Source organism: Chitinophaga agri, from assembly GCF_010093065.1.
GTDB classification, from domain to species: domain Bacteria; phylum Bacteroidota; class Bacteroidia; order Chitinophagales; family Chitinophagaceae; genus Chitinophaga; species Chitinophaga agri.
Map to the genome: position 1 here is coordinate 1,319,203 of NZ_CP048113.1, position 18,298 is coordinate 1,337,500.

An 18,298-nucleotide genomic window follows, 5' to 3' on the forward strand; every position below is an offset into this window, starting at 1 on the left:
CAACTTAAGAAATATACACTTACTTTTGGAACTTGAACCGAGTACACTGAGCTTAATCCTTATCCAATGTAAGAGAGCTTCACGTGTGATATAATTCCTAACCTCATCCTACATAAAAGCCAATCTTGAGAGTTGCACGATACCTCGTCTTCTCTACTCTGATTTTACCATCTCCTCTGATCTGACCTGCACTAGGTGCTTTGGGTTATTTTATTTTATTATTTCTGGCTAATTACCGGGTTAATCCCCGATTGTCCATAATATATATTTCTTTTTATGAAAAGAACTGTACACTTACTTATCAGCATTCTGATGCTCTTTGCGGGTACGGCTCATGCACAGCAAGCCCTTAATCCCGCAGACCCCATTGTTGTGTACAACTCAGCCTCTCCCCCTACAGCGCCTGCCTATGGCCGCATAGGGAAATGGGTTAAAACCAACCGGCTAAGCTGGAATACATCCGACTTTAAATGTTATATCTACAAGGGACTTAACTTCCGTCTCAAATTCCCTAAGACCTATCAACATAACGTTGCTGACGGCAAGAAGTACCCTGTTTTCGTATTCCTTCACGGTCGTGGTGAAGGCGGTACCGTTTATGATAACGAATACCAGCTCTTACACGGTGGCCAGAACTTTGAAACACAAACGGACAACGGCAACTTTGACGGCTTTCTTTTTTATGGACAAACTGCTGACGGTAACTGGGGTAACGGCCAGTTCGACATCATCAAGGAACTGCTGGACAGCTTAGCTGTACAGACAAAAGCGGATCTCTACAGAGTAATTGTAAACGGCCTTTCGGCCGGTGGGTATGGTTCCTGGGGATTCGCAGAACGCTATCCACAATCCTTCGCCGCAGTAATGCCTATGAGTGGTATTGCCAATGGCGATGGCACCTCCGAAAATGTAAATAAACTGAAGTTCACCTCCATGTGGTATTTCCAGGGAGGTCTGGATAACTCACCTGCTCCCTACACCGCTAACACCGTAATGACGGCATACCAGAATGCAGGTGCAGACATGAAATACACACTTTACCCGAATCTTGGCCACGGCACATGGAACACCGCCTGGGCCGAAACGGACTTCATTCCGTTTATGAACAGGGCCAATGTACTTACACCATGGCCACTGACGGGAAGAGCTGAATTCTGTCCCGGAGAATCTGTCAACGTTGTTGCAGGTATTCCTCCAGGCTTTGCTGCTTATGAATGGCAGAAAGACGGTGTCACCATCCCTAACGCTACCGGTAATAGCATCACCATTACCGCACTCGGTTCCTACGCTGTAAGAGTGAGAAGAACTGCCGGCGGTGCGTGGTCTGAATTCTCCCCTACCCCACTTGTTATTAAAACAAAGGCAGCCACTGTAACGCCGCCTATATCTATTGACGCTCTTGCAACAAACGTACTGCCCGCTCCCGACGGCAGCACCACTGTGACACTGAAACTGCCTGACGGCTACGCTTCTTACGAATGGCGCCGCGTGGGTAACAATACCTCTATTGGTTCTACGAACACTATTGATGTTGGTGTAGGACAATACATCGCCCGCGTAACGGAACAATTCGGTTGTGCGAGCAGCTTCTCTAGTCCTTATGCTGTAATTGCTGCTGCGGGTACCAATGTACCTGATATCGTCAGTGGCGTTACGGTGACTCCTGTTTCACAGACACAGTTAACACTGAACTGGACAGATAAAGCCAATCCGGCTAACAATGAAACAGGCTTCGAAATATATCGTAGTACGACTTCCGGTAATAATTATAAACTGATCGGTAAAGTAGCGGCTGATGTGCTGGTATTTAATGATGCCAATCTCGCAGCTGGCACCAAATACTTTTATGTGATCCGTCCGGTAAATGGGAACGGCGCCGGTCCTGTATCTGCTGAAGCCAGTGGAACAACACAGAGCGACAAGGTGAAACCTACAGCTCCGCTGAATCTGACGGTCACCAATTCCACCACCAGCTCTGTATCCCTCAGCTGGTCAGCTTCTACAGACGATGTAGGTGTAGCGGCTTATGATATTTATGTGAATAATGCAAAAGCCTATACAGTAGAAGGCACACAGCTTTCCATGGTGACCTACGGTCTGACCGACAGGAAGGTGTACAACTTCTACGTAGTGGCAAGAGACGCTGCAAATAACAGCTCCGCTCCAAGCAACCAGGTAACTGGTACTACGGTGAATAAAGGCCTTAGCTATAAATATTATGAAGGCACCTATTCTACGCTGCCAAACTTTAATAACCTGACCCCTGTGGAAACAGGCAGAACACCGAATGTTGATATCACTGTCAGAAACAGAGAAACCAACTACGCCATGATGTGGACTGGTTTCATTACCATTCCGGTTGCAGGTACTTACTATTTCGGTACGAACTCTGATGATGGCAGCAAGCTGTATTTCAATATGAACTATTCCTTCAGCGGTACTGCAACTGTCAACAATGACGGTGCGCATGGTACTACCCAGGTAAGCAGTTCAGCGCTGAACCTTGCTGCTGGTGTTTATCCGATCACAGTTACCTACTTCCAGGGTACTGGTGGTCAGGCAATGAACATCCGCTGGAGATCCACTGCACTTGGTATCAACAGTCTGACCAACATTCCTGATCAGTACCTGGGCGATACCATGGCGATCCCTGGCAATGCGCCAACTACACCTGCCGTTTTTGGTGCGAAAGCTACTTCATTCGACAAGGTAACCCTGACATGGAGTGACAACAGTGATAATGAAACAGGCTTTGAACTATATCGCAGCACATCCCCTACCGGCACTTACAGTGTGATAGGAAAAGCGAATGCGAATGCAACTTCCCTCGTGGATAATTCCGTAGCCGCCAACACCCGCTACTTCTATAAAGTACGCGCAATAGGCCAGTTTGGTGAGTCTGCATTGTCTACTGGTTACCCATACAGCTCGGTATATGCTTTTGATAATAACATCACTGATATTTCTGTCAATAACAATACTACCAGTGCGAATGGTCTGACCTACTCTAATACCGATAAGGTAGAAGGTACCCACTCCGCTGTTTTCAACGGAAGCAGTTCTTATGTAAGTATCGGCGGTAATGGCAGTGGCTACCTGCATGATGCATTCTCTGCACGTACAATTTCACTGTGGTTCAAAGCCAACGTTACTGACAACAACCGGATCATCCTGGATATGGGTGGCAGCGACGCTGGTATTGCACTGCGTATAAATGCGAATAAACTGGAAGCCAATGTGGCCAGCGGTAGCAACCGTAGTACATTGTCAGTACCGTTCACCAGTCTTGCATGGACACATGTAGCACTGGTATACAGCAGCGGTGCCTTCCGCATGTATATTAACGGCGACCTGGCAGCGTCTCTGACAACCAGCTATACCACGATCGCAGCTACCAGCAATAACTCACGCCTCGGTGTGAACAATGGCACCAATGCATTCAACTCTACCGGCGTTTACTTCAACGGTAAGATGGATAATGTTGCGATCATCAGCCAGGCATTGACACAGGCAGAGATCACACAGCTCTCCGGACAGAACCTGCCATTCTACAGCACGTTGACCAATACGCTGCCTGCAGCTCCTGGTACGCCGGCTGACGTGGCGGCTACCGCAAATTCTGCATCAGCTATCCAGCTCACATGGACAAACAACGATGCGAATACCACAGGCTTCGACATTCAGCGTTCCTTCGGTACGAGCAACAACTTCATTCTTGTTAAAACATTAGATACTGTAACAGGTGCTTCCAATACCTACACTGATACAGCACTGTTTGCAAATCAGCAGTATGTATACCGTGTTCGTGCGAAAGGCGATGGTGGTAACTCCGGCTACTCCGCTAACGTTACCGCTGTTACAGGCAATAACAGACCTTCCATCGAAGCGATCAGCAACCAGTCAGCACGCTATGATGTGGAAACACATATCCGGATCGTAGCTACAGATGTGGATGAAGATCCGCTGACACTGACCACTGCTAATCTGCCTGCCTTCGTTACACTGGCAGCTGACGCACAGGGATCTTACCTGAAGGTAACTCCTAACGCAGGCGTGCAGGGTAGCTATACCAACCTTACAGTATATGCAGCTGATGCCTTCGGTGGTAAAGACACCGCTACTTTCAATCTCACGATCAATGACAACTTTAGCCCTATCATAACCTCAATTGCCAACGTATCTCTGAATGAGGGCGCAGGTCAGCAGCTATCACTCACAGCTGGCGACCAGAATACAGCAGACGTTCTTACATGGTCTGGTGTATCTCTGCCCTCATTCATCTCTCTCACCGGTAACAACCGTACCGCTACCCTGAATATCAATCCAGGCTACGCTGATGCGGGTGTATACACTGTGAAAGTGGCAATTGTGGACGGTAACGGCGGTACCGACAATAAGACATTCACCGTTACTGTGGCTGACAAGGATCCTAACTATAAATTCTTCGTCCGCTTCAAACATCAGACAGACATTGCTGCACCATGGAACAACATTTCCACTGTGTCAACGGCTAATCTGAAAAATGATAAAGGAGAAACCACCAGTGTCGGTCTGCAGTTACTGACAGGTAACTGGTTCTCCTGGAACGAAGGTCCTCAGACGGGCAATAATAGTGGTGTATACCCTGATGCTGTCATGAGAGAATACTACTTCTTCGGTTCTTATCCTGGTATCTTCACCTCTCAGAATGCTATTGATGGTAAACTGACAGGGCTGGATGCCAACAGGAAATACTCCTTCAAGTTCTACGCAGGTAGTTCCTGGTCTGTACTGGCCAACAATGGTACCACCATATTCACCATGAATGGTGTGAGCATTCCGATCAATGTACAGGGTAATACCTCTACTACCGCAAACTTTGATAACATCGCACCTAATGGTTCGGGCGAGATCACCTTTAACATGGCTTTAGCCAATGGAACACAGGTAGGTTACCTGGGCGCTATCGAGGTGAACGCGATCCTGGACGATGGTACAACACCAGCTGCTCCTAAAGACCTGACCGCAAGCGAAGCAAACGGTAATGTGTCACTCAGCTGGACCAACATTGCTTATAATGCGACCGGCTACAGGATACACCGCTCTACTGACTCACTGGGCAGCTACAGCCTGCTGGGCAGTCTGAACAGCGCCACCGCCAGCGCCTATGTAGACAGTACTGTGCATGGCAACACGCATTACTACTATAAGATCAGCGCGTCTAACTCTGCAGGTGTATCTGCAGGCTACAGTAACATCGCTGGTGTAGTGGTACCGGTTAAACCTCCCCGCATCGCTGCTATCGCTGACATCAAACTTAAAGCTGAAGCATCCGCACAGTTCAATGTACAGGCTACAGGCGATCTGGGTAATACCGTGACATTGACAGTAGACGGTCTGCCAGCATTCGGTAACTTCACCGACAATGGCGACGGAACCGGCACATTCTCCTTCAGTCCGACCGCCAACAACCTGGGTAGCTATGCAGTGACACTCACTGCTACCGACAACCAGGGTGCAGCGTCCAGCAGTACCTTCAATGTGCTTGTTTCTGATAAGAACACGAAGAGCATCTACTTCGACTTCTCATCCAGCAATCCGGCGCCTGCACCATGGAACAATGTGGCAGGGTTCCCTTACGCTGGTACAAGACTGACGAATGCAAAAGACGAATCAGGTTTCGCAACCGGCATCAATATGATCTTCAATGAAAACTGGGAAAATGATGCTACTGCTCCTGGTATGAGCACTTACGATAACTCAGGTATCTATCCTGACCAGGTAATGCAGTCCGCGGTATATGACAGCAGAAACATCACCCACACGGTAAGACTCACAGGATTGAACAATAGCAAACGTTATAACGTTGTCTTCTTTAGTAGTCTGAACTTCGGTGTGAACGCCAAAGTGAGGTATACTATCGGCACTGACAGCGTGGTAATTGATCCGGCATACAACACTTCTGTCACTAAACAGATCAATGGTGTGGCGCCTAGTGCGGCCGGTGAGATCACCATCCTCGTCAACAAGACCAGCGCAGGTTACTACATGCACATGAACGCGATGGTGCTGGAAGAATATGACGCATCATTAGGCGTACTGAATCCGGTGAACCTCCGTGCAGAAGCTACCGGTGCAAAATCAATCAAACTGGATTGGGCTGACAGGGCTAACAACGAATCAGGTTATCAGGTATGGCGTGCAGTATCAGGCGGCAGCTACTCACAGATAGCAACACTTGGTGCAAATGTGGTGACTTATACAGATAATAATCTGAGTGTCAACCAGAAGTACTACTATAAAGTGCGTGCAAACGGACTGCTGGGCAACTCTGACTACAGTAACGCGGCATCAGCTACGACCCCGGGCTTCAGCGTGCAGGTGAACTTCAGCGAACTGCTGGTAGCTCCTGCTCCATGGAACAACCTGGGTATGCGTCCACAAGCTGGTGTGGCAATCAGCAACATGAAGGACGGCCAGACGAATACAACCGGCATCGGTCTTACCATCCTGCAAAACTTTGATGGTATGTACTCAGCAGGTATGAATACCGGTAACAACAGCGGTGTTTATCCTGACAACGTAATGGTCGAAAACTACGGCCTGTTCCCGGGTAACCACGCTGACTTCAACATTACCGGACTTAACCAGACCCTGAAATATGACCTGGTATTCTTCGGTAGCTCTGTCGAGTGGGAAGACATTACTGGTAAATACACAGTAAATGGCACGAAGATGGCATGGTTGAATGCCTCTATGAACAAGAGTGGTGTAGTAACTATCCGCGATGTCTCTCCTGATGCCTATGGTAAGATCCACATCGATGTTGATCCTGGCACACCAGGATCCCGCTACGGTCTGATCGCAGCACTGACTATCAGAGGACATGTTGATCCTGCTACGCAGGACGAGGAGGGCCCGGTTGATCCTGAGGCTTCACCGGCCGGCAGATTGATCAACAACCTGGTGGGTGTAGTGACCGACGTGGTGAAACCAACTGAAAAAACAGCGGAATTTGGAGATGCGAAGGTGTATCCAAATCCATTCGATAATCAGTTCAACGTAGACATAGTACTGAAAGCAGAAACTGCCGTGAGAGTAGAGATCTTTGACGTAGCCGGCAGACTGTTGTACTCAGATTATAAGGGCTCCGTTCCAGCTGGTAACAGTACCCTGCGCATTAACACCGGTTCAAGGATTAGTGCTCCTGGTATCTACCTGCTCCGCATCAGCGGTAAGAATGGTGAAACCAAGATGGTAAAACTGGTTAAGCGTTAAGCTTAACCAGTTTTCTCCCCAAAAAGTCCGGGTCAACCGGATTTTTTTGCACGCTACAGATGTTAAATAATTACACTTTAATATGGATATTATATATTTCGTTAAAGCCCTGCTGAAAAAGAAATGGTGGATCATCATCAGTACCATCATTGCCATTGTTGCCGCTTTTGTTTTTACCCTTGGCAAACCCCGTATGTACGCCTCTGTAACCCAGATAGCCACCGGATTCACGATGAATGATCAGGTGAAGCTCCGTGATGAGAACGTGAACATATTTGAGGCAGATGTGAAATTCGACAACGCAATTGAAACTATGAATTCACCTGTTGTCATAGGTATGCTGTCTTATGATTTGCTGCTGCACGATCTGACCAGTAAAAAACCTTTTGTACAACTCAGTGAGAAAGACCGTTCATCAGACGCCTATAAAGCGGTTGACAAACAGGCAGCGGTTACCATCTTACGTAACAAGCTGGACTCCCTGCAGGTCCTCTCCTCTTATAATCCAACAGAACGTAATATCCTGGCTTTCCTGAAACTCTACAAATTTGACTACGAGTCTATCCGTAAGCACCTCAGCGCTGGCCGTGTGCAGCGCACGGACTTCCTGGAGATCGTATTCATGGCCGAGAATCCGGAGCAGGCAGCGTATACAGTAAATACCATCTACCGCGAGTTTATGCGTTACTACAGAAGCATGCGCTCTGAAAGATCAGTGGAAAGCGTGGAGTCTTTCGACCAGCTGGCAATACAGAAAAAAGCCGAACTGGATACAAAAATAGAAGCATTACGCGCGTACAAATCGTCACAGGGGCTACTGAACGTGGAAACAGCCAGTGGTAATCAGCTGGACCTGATCAAGCAATTTGAGAAAGGTCTGTCTGATGAAACAGCGAATTATAATACCATCAGCTCATCGCTGGAAAGCGTCAATAACCGTCTTGCCTCCGCTAGTGCCGGTAAGACCGTTTATACCAACAGCAATAGCGAGATCATTGACCTGCGCAGACAGATCAACGACCTCAATGAAGACCTTACGCAGAAAGGTGGAAATGATCCCGCCATCAGTGCTAAGCTGAGTACCCTCCGTGCCCAGCTCCAGAAGAAACTGGGCGCCTCCACCAGCGGTTCACAGAGTGCCACTACCAAAGAGGCACTGCTGGAAGAAAAAGCAAACCTGGAAGCACAGCTGAATGCCTCCAAACTAAATATGAGAAGCCTTCAGGGTCAGATCTACAGGCTGAAAGGTTCCGTAGGTTCCTATGCCAATAAGGAAGCTACCGTAAGCAGCTTACAGTCAGAAGTGGACATGGCCCAGGAAGAGTACAATAAACTGAAGGAAAAACTGAATGCGGCCCAGGACAATCAGACAACGCCTGACCTGAACTTCAAACAGGTACTCAAAGGACAGCCGGCGTTCAAGCCGGAGTCTTCCAAAAGGGTGATCATTATGGGGATGTCCGGTATCTCTATATTCCTGCTCACCTCCTTTATTGTGTTACTGCTGGAATTCCTGGATGGCTCTCTGAAATCGCCTTCTGTATTTGAAAAGCACCTGGACCTGCGTCTTATCAGTAGTGTAAACCATGCAGATCTTACCAAATATAGTATCCTGGAAGTGTTACAACGTACAACGATTCCGGACAAACACACTAAGCAACGTCAGAACACCTTCCGTGAGTTACTGCGTAAACTGCGCTATGAAATAGAAAGCAGTGGTAAGAAATCTTTCCTTGTTACCAGTACAGAATCGCGTCAGGGTAAAACTACGCTGACCCAGGCCCTCGCCTACAGCCTGAGCCTGAGCAATAAGAACGTCCTGGTGATCGATACGAATTTCTGTAACAACGATATCACTGTTCAGATGGAAGCTGCGCCAACATTAGAGACCTTCTCTGTGCCAGCATCAGAACTGAGCATTGACAAAGTAAAAGCAATTGTCACAACCTATGCTGTACCGGGTATTGAGGTGATTGGCTGTAAAGGTGGAGACTATACTCCATCTGAGATCCTGCCTAAGAACAACCTCTTAAACTACCTGCCTTTCCTCGCAGAACATTATGATTTCATTCTGCTGGAAGGTGCTCCGCTCAACGACTATACCGACAGTAAAGAATTGGCGCAATACGTTGATGGCGTCATAGCCGTATTCTCGTCCCAGCTCTCCCTGACACAGGTAGACCGTGAATCGGCGCAGTTTTTTGAAACTCTTGGCGGTAAATTCGTAGGAGCCGTACTGAATAATGTGCAGGAAGAATACCTCGAATTATAACCAATAAGTTAACCACATGCAAAAGAACTTCACGGTTAAATCATTACTCAGCTTCAAACCACCTGAAGCGAACAGATTAGGATGGATAGACTATGCCAAGGGCATAGCTATCGTCCTGGTCGTATACCGGCATGTCGTGTTCGGGCTCAAAAACAGTGGTGTGATGGTTCCTCAATGGATCGTTGATGGTAACAACATGTTCTACAGCTTCCGCATGCCACTTTTCTTTTTGCTATCCGGACTGTTCTTTGAAAGAAGTATTAACAAGAAAGGCGAATCCGGATTCCTTATTACCCGTGTCAATACATTGTTGTATCCCTATCTGCTATGGGCGTTGATTCAGATCACCCTGCAAATTCTCTTTTCTTCAGTTGTTAACGCCCATCGCACCGGTGCCGATTACCTGAATATTCTGATACAACCCCGCCATCTTGACCAGTTATGGTATTTGTTTGCATTATTTAATGTGACCCTGCTATATCTGCTGGTAGCAAAACTTTTTCGCTATGACAAATTTGCCCAGGTACTTATCTCCCTGGCCTTGCTTGCGACCGCCCCTCTTGTGAACAGTATCAGTACACTGTATGATATTGCTTTGCATTACATCTTTTTCTGTATTGGTAACCTTACCGCCAGCTTCTTCTTTTCAGAAAAGACACAGGAACGTCTGTCGTCGGCATACGCACTGATCATACTGCTGCCAGTCTTTGCATGGTGTCAGTATTATTTCCTGCTTCATATGCAGATGAACCTGTTCCTGTATGCAGGGATAGCACTAGTCGGCAGTCTGTTCACCATCATGCTGTCGCTCCAGTTCTCAAAGTATAAAGTGATGCCTGTTTTGCGAACATTAGGCCACTATTCACTATATATCTATCTGCTGCATGTGCCGATAGTCTCCGTGATCAGGTATTTCATGATCGCGACGCAGCTAAGGCAGCATGTGCTGATCACGTTGTTAGTGTTAATGTTCCTTGCGATTTTTTTATCTGTCGTTGTTTACAGATTATGTATGCGCTTTAGACTGGGTTTCCTGTTCACAGGCCCGTTTGCGGCACGACGCTATAATCCGCAGACAGTAACGACACCGAAAACACCGTAATCAATGGCTGTTAAAAAGAAATACACACCGGGCATCAGCAGGTCATTTCATAAGACAATGCTGCTGTTATTTGTGGCCCTGACGATGCTATTACTCTTTATGAAGATCATGTTTTTCTAACGTACCAGTATTATTATGTATAGTCAGCAGACTAAAAGAAACACCGTAATATACCTGTTCATCCTGTTGTGGGTGATTGCTGTTCCGGCGGTTGCCTTCCTCTCATCACTCAATGCGAAACTGAGCATCGTATTGTGCGGCGGTGTGATAGGTCTTGCACTGGCGACAGTGACGGCCCTCAATTTCCGCTTAGGATATTATATCTATATTGTCATCTCTTTCATCATCCATGTGCCTGAAAGAATGGCCAAGACGACGATGCCTGTGGGTGTTGTTATGGATATATTCCTGTTGCTTGTACTGGCAGGCGCCATCTTTACCAGAGAGAAGGAGAAATCCAATATAGAGTATTTTAAAGACCCCCTGCTGCTGATATTGTACCTGTATTCAGCCTATATGCTGATACAGTGCTTTAATCCGAATATGTATTCCTTCCAGGGATGGGTCATCTTTATTCGCGTGTATATCCGCAATTTCATCTTCCTGTTCCTTACGCTGCGGGTGATGAAAGGATGGCCGGAGATATATAAATTCTTCAAATTCTGGCTGGTGCTGGCTACGGCCGCCGCTTTATATGGCTGTCTGCAACAGGCGGTAGGACTACTCCCCTTTGAGAAAGCCTATATCGCTATGAACCCTGACAAGTTCAAAACAGTGGTCTTGCAGGGTCGCCCGAGGATCTTCTCCTTTATGGCCGATCCTGCTGCATTTGGTGTACTGATGGCCTGTAGTGCCATTATCTGTATGGTACTGCTTACGGCCAGTCAGAAACTGATCAGTTTTCCAAAGAAGTTCATATTGATCTTTATGATCGTGGTGCAGCTGCTGGCGCTTGGCTTCTCCGGCACCCGTACCGCGTACGTGATGCTGCCTGTAGGCCTGGTGTTATTCTTCCTGGTAAACCTGCACAACAGGAATACCCTGATCATCGCGGGTATTTTCACTTTCACGATGCTGGCGATACTGTTCGGTCCGTTTTATAGCAGTCCGACCATTATTCGTTTCAGAACGGCCTTTATGGGTAGCCAGGATGAATCGCTGAACCTGCGTGATGTGAACAGGCACAGTATCCAGCCATATATCTACTCTCACCCGATTGGAGGCGGCGTTATGACAGTAGGCGGAGACGGAGAGACCTATAATCCCGGACACCGGCTGGCAGGTTTCCAGCCTGACAGTGGTTACCTGCGTGCTGCGCTGGAACTTGGATGGATCGGTTTAATACTGGTATGCCTTTATACCTATATGGGCATACACTACGCCGTGGCCAATTACTTCAGGGAGGAAGATGAACTGCATAAACTACTACTGATAAGTATTGCCGCGGTGATGTTTGCCATATTGGTTGCCCAGTATGCACAGGAAGCAGCCGGTCTGGTCGAATCCTCTATATTTCTCAATGCCCTGCTGGGTATAACAATCCGGATAAAGTATAATCTTTCAAAATCTAAATAACAAAGTATGAAAAAGGGACTTTTCGTTATTATTGGCCTGGTAAGTTGTCTGTTCGTGCATGCACAAAGAAGAGAGACCAGCCTTTATATCCCTCTGGTAGATTCCCCCGAAGTAGCACAACTGAAAACTGTACTGGTAGAATTAGCCCTGCAGAACCCCGCCCTGAAAGTTTATGACAATAAACTGAAGGCAAACAGGTACGAAACCACCAAAGCAAAGGCGGGGTGGCTGAACATGCTGCAGGCATCCGGTAACCTCAATGAGTACACCCTGAAAAACAACAGTAATAATGCGACCTTCTTCCCGAGGTACAACTTCTCACTGACTATACCGATGGGTAGTTTCCTCACCATTCCGAATGATGTAAAGATCGCTAAAGCTGAAAAGAAAGTGATCATTAACATGAAGGAAGAAGAGCAGCTGAAGATAAAGGCAGATGTACTGAACGCGTATGAGCTCTATGCTGCCAACAAGAAAATGCTGGAACTGGAAGTGCCGCTGCTGGAGGATGTTTACAACCATTATAAACAAACAGAGGAGAAATTCTCCAGTGGCGATAAAGATGTAACGGTGGAGACGCTGAACATTGCGTACAGGAGCTACAATGAGGAAATGGTAAGAAAAGTAATGCTGGAGCGCGATATCAGACAGGCAAAGATTGAAATAGAAAAGCTGATCGGCATCAGCTTCGAACAAGCCGTTTTACAGTCCCAGTCACGGACCTTTTCTAAATAAGTGTAATCCCTGATAATGAAATATTATTTCCAAAAACACTACCCGGTTATTGCCACATTACTGTTCCTGACAGTAATGCTGGCAATTGCCTGTCGTCAGGTACTGACACAAACGGGTGGCCATTTCTGTTACCCACTGGACGATACCTTCATTCACATGGCCATCGCCAAGAATTTTGCGCTGCATGGTATATGGGGTATCAATGCGCAGGAGTTCAGCGCAGCCAGCTCCTCACCTCTTTATACCCTGGTACTGGCCGTGTTCTTTAAAGCCGGTATCAGCAGCATCTGGATGCCTTTTTTTATCAATGTCGTTTTTGCTTTTCTGCTGGTATATATGACTGACCTGTTATTACAGCGTTTCAGTTTACCTGCACCCGCCAGATGCCTTACATTGCTTGCACTGGTCATACTGGTACCCGTACCGGTAATGGTCGCGAGTGGTATGGAGCATATGATGCATGCGTTCCTGGCGATGTGTATGTTGTATCTGTCGGTTGGTTTGCTGCAAACTGCCAATACAACCCGTAGCCATATTCTGCTGTTGTCACTGGTAGCAGGACTGGCCATTCTTGCCCGTTTTGAATCACTGTTCCTGCTGGCAGGCGTTGTACTGGCCGGTATTTATAACAGGCGCTGGCAGCAGACGGCTGTAGTCCTGACACTTTCACTTGTCCCTTTAATTATTTTCGGTTATATCTCCGTGCAACACGGCGGGTATTTCCTTCCCAATTCCGTGCTACTGAAAGCCAGCCGTCTTACCGGCGGCGGTTCGCAACTGATGAGCAGTTTGCAGGAAATACTGATCTACAAGTTACTTTACGGCAATAATACCATGGTCAATATCTTTACCAACAGGTATTACCCCGAAGGGTCTTCTTCCCTGTCGGGTACCACCGTCGTAAGGCTCCTGCTGATCATTCCAGCGCTGATACTCATCTTACGTCCTAATGCAGACAATGTGAATACCATCGGTAAGGTGAAACAGCTGGCCTGCATCCCACTGGTCAATACGTTCCTGCACATGGCGCTTGCCGCAGTAGGCTGGCTGTTCCGTTATGAGGCTTACCTTATTGCGCTGGATGTAGCGGTGGTGGCGGTGCTGCTTTACTATTTTATCCTTCAGCTGCGGAATGCCGCACGAAAATACTCGCTGCTGGAAAAAGCGGTGGGCGTGTTCCTCCTGCTGTTCCTGTGTGCACCGCTGCCGTTCAGGGCATTGGGCGCATTTCACAATCTGCCGGCAGCTGCCCGCAATATTTATGAACAACAGTACCAGATGGGTAGTTTCCTGCAAAGTAACTATAAACAAACAGCGATCGCTGCGAATGATGTCGGCGCTGTGAGCTACTTATCTGACAACAGGATACTGGACCTGTGGGGACTGGGCAACAATGTTGTAGCAGCCGGAAAGCTGCATGGCCAGTACTCTCCGGAGTTCCTGCAGCAATTCAGTCAGCAGGAAAAAGTAAAAATTGCCGTGGTATACGACACCTGGTTTGATAGTAAGTTATTGCAGCAATGGACTAAAGTTGCCTCCTGGAAGATCTCGAACAACGTGATCTGTGGAGGTGATGAAGTGTTCTTCTACGCAGTAGACCCGGCGGAGGCCACTACATTACACAATAAGCTGATAGCATATAAACAGCAGCTGCCAGCCGATGTAACTGTCACCTATTATCCCATTCAGCCATAATGCAAACACAGCCAAATTATATCAAAAGCCTGGATGGCGTCCGTGCCATTGCGATATTACTGGTGATGGCCTTTCATTTCGGTATTATCCGCTTTGGATGGATGGGCGTACAGCTCTTCTTTGTGCTTTCGGGATTCCTGATCAGTAGCATCCTGCTGAAGGAAAAGGATAAACCAGCACCGATGGGCCAGCGTCTTAAAAGATTCTGGATCAGGAGGAGTTTGCGGATCTTCCCGTTGTATTACATCTACCTCACGGTATTTGTGGTCATCTGCCTGTTTACAGCTTTTCCGCCAGGGTATTTCAGCGATCTGCCTTACTTATATTCCTACACATTCAACCTGACCAGGATCTATAACAGCTGGCATGAGAGTCCGGTATATACCCATTTCTGGTCGCTCTGTGTAGAGGAGCAGTTTTACCTGTTCTTCCCTTTTATTGTATTCCTGCTATCCCGGCCTTCTCTCAAAGCATTGCTGATAGCAGTGTTAATAGCAGGTCCGGTATTCCGCTGGTCATTCGGTGGTTATCTCGCAGGCATTGGCAAGAACAGCTTTGAGGTGTTCGATGTTATTTACTGGTTTCCGTTTAGTCATCTGGACGCATTTTTTACCGGACTGGCCATTCCCCTGCTGGGACTGAAGGACCGCATTAAACGTCCGGAATGGCTCTTTATAGCCGGTGCCGCCCTGGCACTGACCGCAGGACTGGCCAACTATTTTTGCGAGAGCCACGGGCACTCGCTGCCCACTTCTATGGGTTATAATTTCGGAGATATCAACAGTTATCAGCATGTCTGGTATTATACGGTGCTGAATCTCTGTGCCGCTTCTCTCCTGTTATTACTGGTTTCAGGTAAAAGCAGTATGATCGGCGATCTGGCGAACAGGATATTGGAGAATAAAGTCCTGGTGGCCATTGGAAAGGTTTCTTACGGTATGTACATTTTGCATTGGGTCATTCAAACACAGCTGGTAGAAAGATGGATTCCCGTCAGCGAAAGCAATAAGTACTGGTTATTCCTGGTGGATGTACCGGTAGTATATGGATGCGCGCTACTAAGCTTTCATTTTATTGAACAACGATTCATTCAACTTAAAGACAAATTTACCACCGGCAACACACCGGCTAAGGCAAGCACACTGAGTACTAAAAACTAAATGATGAAACGAGTATTAATACTGGCCCTGTTGATTGTGGTTACAATGGCAGGCGCCCCTGGTCCCCTGGGTGATTTCAGGGAGATCAAAGTCCCTACCGATGGATGGCACACGGTGCCGGCTTTATTGCACGTTCCGCAAGGCAGCGCAAAGGAAAGATATCCGCTGATCGTCTGCTTTCATGGCAGGAGCATTGCAGGACATGATATCTCTAAACTTTTCAGGGAAGGTATTCCCCGTCAGATCAGGGAAGGCCGCAAGATACAGGCGGTGAACAAGGTGGACGGCAAGATGTATAAATTCATCGTCCTGGCACCACTGGCAGAAAGCTGGGGTATCAATCCGTCACAGCTGGAGTTTATCCTGAATGATGTGCTGAAGAAATATCCCGTCGATTCCTCCCGTATTTACCTGACAGGGTACAGCGCAGGTGGATGGTGTACACTGATGTCGATGACTGACAATAAACGCCTGACAACCCGCATTGCCGCAACGGTGCCGATGTCGCCACCACCGATGTACCCGGAGAACTACGGTCGTTTTAAGCTGGTCGGCGATGCGGGATTACATTCATGGTACTTTGCCGGCAATGCGGAGCCTCAATTTCTGGAGAACAGCCTGCGTTGCATAGATAGTACCAATCATTACCAGAAAGGGCTTATTAAGCTCACCAGGCACGAAAAAGCACATACCGGCTGGCATGAGTTCTATGACCCGGCCTACAGGGACAGCACGGATAATCTGAATATCTACGAATGGATGTTACAGTATAAGCGTAAGAAGTAGGGTTGCACTGAGCGTCATGCCCCGTTTACGTGCAGGAAGGATATAAAACAGCACTGGTCATGCTACAATCATTGTCTACACACCACAGCGACCAGCAGAAAAGGAATTTAAGAGACTGGATTGTCACGATACTATGAATACGAAGAGCGCAGATATTTGCTGTCGCCTTAACAGACAGAGGCACAGTGTTAAGATAATTTAACTACTTATTGATCAACCGCCCACAAGCACAACCCATGAAGGTGTATCACAATGATACACCTTCCAATTTTGTAGCTGGTCTGAAGGTGACGTTGACTGACATTGCTCATAGGTTATTGCCTTATTACCTGTAAGGTAACAAGGCAATCCCTCACAGCTACATAAAAAAAGAGGGTGTATCAAAGTAATTGATACACCCTCTTATAACTTATACATCTGGCTGATTACAGTCCGAATGCAGATTTTACTTTGTCAACGTAGTCCAGTTTCTCCCAGGTAAACAGTTCCACTTCTACTTTCTTCTCGTTCTTTTTACCCTTGTTGAACACTTTGGTAACTACCTTGCTATCGCGGCCCATGTGACCGTAGGCAGCGGTATCGCTGTAGATTGGATTACGCAGCTTCAGGCGCTGTTCGATAGCGTAAGGGCGCAGGTCGAAGATCTCTTCTACCTTTCTTGCGATCTCACCATCATTCAGCTGTACTTTAGCGGTACCGCGGGTATCGATGAACAGACCACATGGTTTTGCCACGCCGATAGCGTAAGATACCTGTACCAGTGCTTCGTCGCAGAGACCCGCGGCTACCAGGTTCTTAGCGATGTGACGGGTAGCGTATGCCGCAGAGCGGTCTACTTTGGAAGGATCTTTACCGGAGAATGCACCACCACCGTGGGCACCTTTACCACCATAGGTATCAACGATGATCTTACGGCCGGTCAGACCGGTATCGCCGTGAGGACCACCGATTACGAATTTACCGGTTGGGTTGATATGGTAAGTGATCTGGTCATTGAACAGCGCCTGTAATTCAGGTTTCAGCTGTGCTTTAACGCGTGGGATCAGGATCTTGATCATATCTTCCTTGATCTTTGCCAGCATCTGTGCTTCTGATTCAAAGTCATCGTGCTGTGTAGAGATAACGATGGTATCTATACGAATAGGTACGTGATCATCAGAGTATTCAATAGTTACCTGGGACTTTGCATCAGGACGCAGGTAAGTGATGTCTTTATTTTCGCGACGGAGCGCAGCGAGTTCGATCAGCAGTTTATGAGCCAGATCGAGCGCCAGTGGCATATAGTTTTCAGTTTCGCGGGTAGCGTAACCGAACATCATACCCTGGTCGCCGGCGCCCTGTTCTTCTGGGCTTTTACGTTCAACGCCCTGGTTGATATCAGGAGACTGCTCGTGGATAGCAGAAAAGATACCGCAGGAGTTAGCTTCGAACATGTACTCACTCTTCGTATAGCCGATCTTACGGATTACCTCGCGAGCTATTTCCTGCACATCCAGGTATGCTTCGGATTTAACCTCACCAGCCAATACCACCTGACCAGTTGTTACCAATGTTTCACAAGCTACTTTAGATGTTGCATCATAAGCCAGGAAATGATCTATCAATGCATCAGATATCTGATCGGCTACTTTATCCGGATGTCCTTCGGAAACGGATTCTGAGGTAAATAAATAAGGCATAAATTAATTGAATTTCGGCTTTTAGATTAGTAATGTT

At 47.4% G+C, this 18,298-nt stretch carries 9 protein-coding genes; 8 read left to right on the forward strand and 1 reads right to left on the reverse strand.

The genetic code is table 11. The annotated features are described in order from the left end of the window. Nucleotides 1-276 precede the first annotated feature (276 nt). From GWR21_RS04985 to GWR21_RS05020, 8 genes are all read left to right on the forward strand, one after another. The gene (locus GWR21_RS04985) at nucleotides 277-7,257 is read left to right on the forward strand and encodes a fibronectin type III domain-containing protein (RefSeq protein ID WP_162330672.1); all 6,981 of its coding nucleotides are present in this window, start codon (nucleotides 277-279) and stop codon (nucleotides 7,255-7,257) included. An 82-nt stretch (nucleotides 7,258-7,339) separates the two neighbouring features. Continuing rightward, entirely contained in the window at nucleotides 7,340-9,529 is a 2,190-nt protein-coding gene (locus GWR21_RS04990) for a GumC family protein (RefSeq protein WP_162330673.1), read from the forward strand. 16 nt (nucleotides 9,530-9,545) lie between these two features. Next, on the forward strand, nucleotides 9,546-10,631 hold the full coding sequence (locus GWR21_RS04995; RefSeq protein ID WP_162330674.1) for an acyltransferase family protein: 1,086 nt from the start codon (nucleotides 9,546-9,548) through the stop codon (nucleotides 10,629-10,631). A 135-nt stretch (nucleotides 10,632-10,766) separates the two neighbouring features. Continuing rightward, the gene (locus GWR21_RS05000) at nucleotides 10,767-12,206 is read left to right on the forward strand and encodes an O-antigen ligase family protein (RefSeq protein ID WP_162330675.1); all 1,440 of its coding nucleotides are present in this window, start codon (nucleotides 10,767-10,769) and stop codon (nucleotides 12,204-12,206) included. A gap of 6 nt (nucleotides 12,207-12,212) precedes the next feature. Continuing rightward, nucleotides 12,213-12,941 carry a TolC family protein gene (locus tag GWR21_RS05005; RefSeq protein ID WP_162330676.1) on the forward strand — a complete coding sequence of 243 codons (729 nt, stop codon included), beginning with the start codon at nucleotides 12,213-12,215 and terminating at the stop codon, nucleotides 12,939-12,941. A gap of 15 nt (nucleotides 12,942-12,956) precedes the next feature. Beyond that, nucleotides 12,957-14,636, forward strand: coding sequence for a hypothetical protein (locus tag GWR21_RS05010; protein ID WP_162330677.1), 1,680 nt, complete (start codon nucleotides 12,957-12,959; stop codon nucleotides 14,634-14,636). After that, the gene (locus GWR21_RS05015; RefSeq protein ID WP_162330678.1) at nucleotides 14,636-15,796 is read left to right on the forward strand and encodes an acyltransferase family protein; all 1,161 of its coding nucleotides are present in this window, start codon (nucleotides 14,636-14,638) and stop codon (nucleotides 15,794-15,796) included. The genes GWR21_RS05010 and GWR21_RS05015 overlap by 1 nt, the downstream gene beginning before the upstream one ends. Nucleotides 15,797-15,799: 3 nt before the next feature. Next, nucleotides 15,800-16,582, forward strand: a complete 783-nt coding sequence (locus GWR21_RS05020; RefSeq protein ID WP_162330679.1) for a carboxylesterase family protein — start codon at nucleotides 15,800-15,802, stop codon at nucleotides 16,580-16,582. Nucleotides 16,583-17,007: 425 nt separating this feature from the next. On the opposite strand, the gene metK is transcribed toward GWR21_RS05020, so the two are convergent. Continuing rightward, nucleotides 17,008-18,261, reverse strand: a complete 1,254-nt coding sequence (metK, locus tag GWR21_RS05025) for a methionine adenosyltransferase (RefSeq protein WP_162330680.1) — start codon at nucleotides 18,259-18,261, stop codon at nucleotides 17,008-17,010. Nucleotides 18,262-18,298 lie beyond the last annotated feature (37 nt).

Excerpts from the sequence above, each read along its gene's own strand:
- GWR21_RS04985 (WP_162330672.1), top strand. The coding sequence starts at position 277 with ATGAAAAGAACTGTACACTTACTTATCAGCATTCTGATGCTCTTTGCG.
- GWR21_RS04990 (WP_162330673.1), top strand. The coding sequence starts at position 7,340 with ATGGATATTATATATTTCGTTAAAGCCCTGCTGAAAAAGAAATGGTGG.
- GWR21_RS04995 (WP_162330674.1), top strand. The coding sequence starts at position 9,546 with ATGCAAAAGAACTTCACGGTTAAATCATTACTCAGCTTCAAACCACCT.
- GWR21_RS05000 (WP_162330675.1), top strand. The coding sequence starts at position 10,767 with ATGTATAGTCAGCAGACTAAAAGAAACACCGTAATATACCTGTTCATC.
- GWR21_RS05005 (WP_162330676.1), top strand. The coding sequence starts at position 12,213 with ATGAAAAAGGGACTTTTCGTTATTATTGGCCTGGTAAGTTGTCTGTTC.
- GWR21_RS05010 (WP_162330677.1), top strand. The coding sequence starts at position 12,957 with ATGAAATATTATTTCCAAAAACACTACCCGGTTATTGCCACATTACTG.
- GWR21_RS05015 (WP_162330678.1), top strand. The coding sequence starts at position 14,636 with ATGCAAACACAGCCAAATTATATCAAAAGCCTGGATGGCGTCCGTGCC.
- GWR21_RS05020 (WP_162330679.1), top strand. The coding sequence starts at position 15,800 with ATGAAACGAGTATTAATACTGGCCCTGTTGATTGTGGTTACAATGGCA.
- metK (WP_162330680.1), bottom strand. The coding sequence starts at position 18,261 with ATGCCTTATTTATTTACCTCAGAATCCGTTTCCGAAGGACATCCGGAT.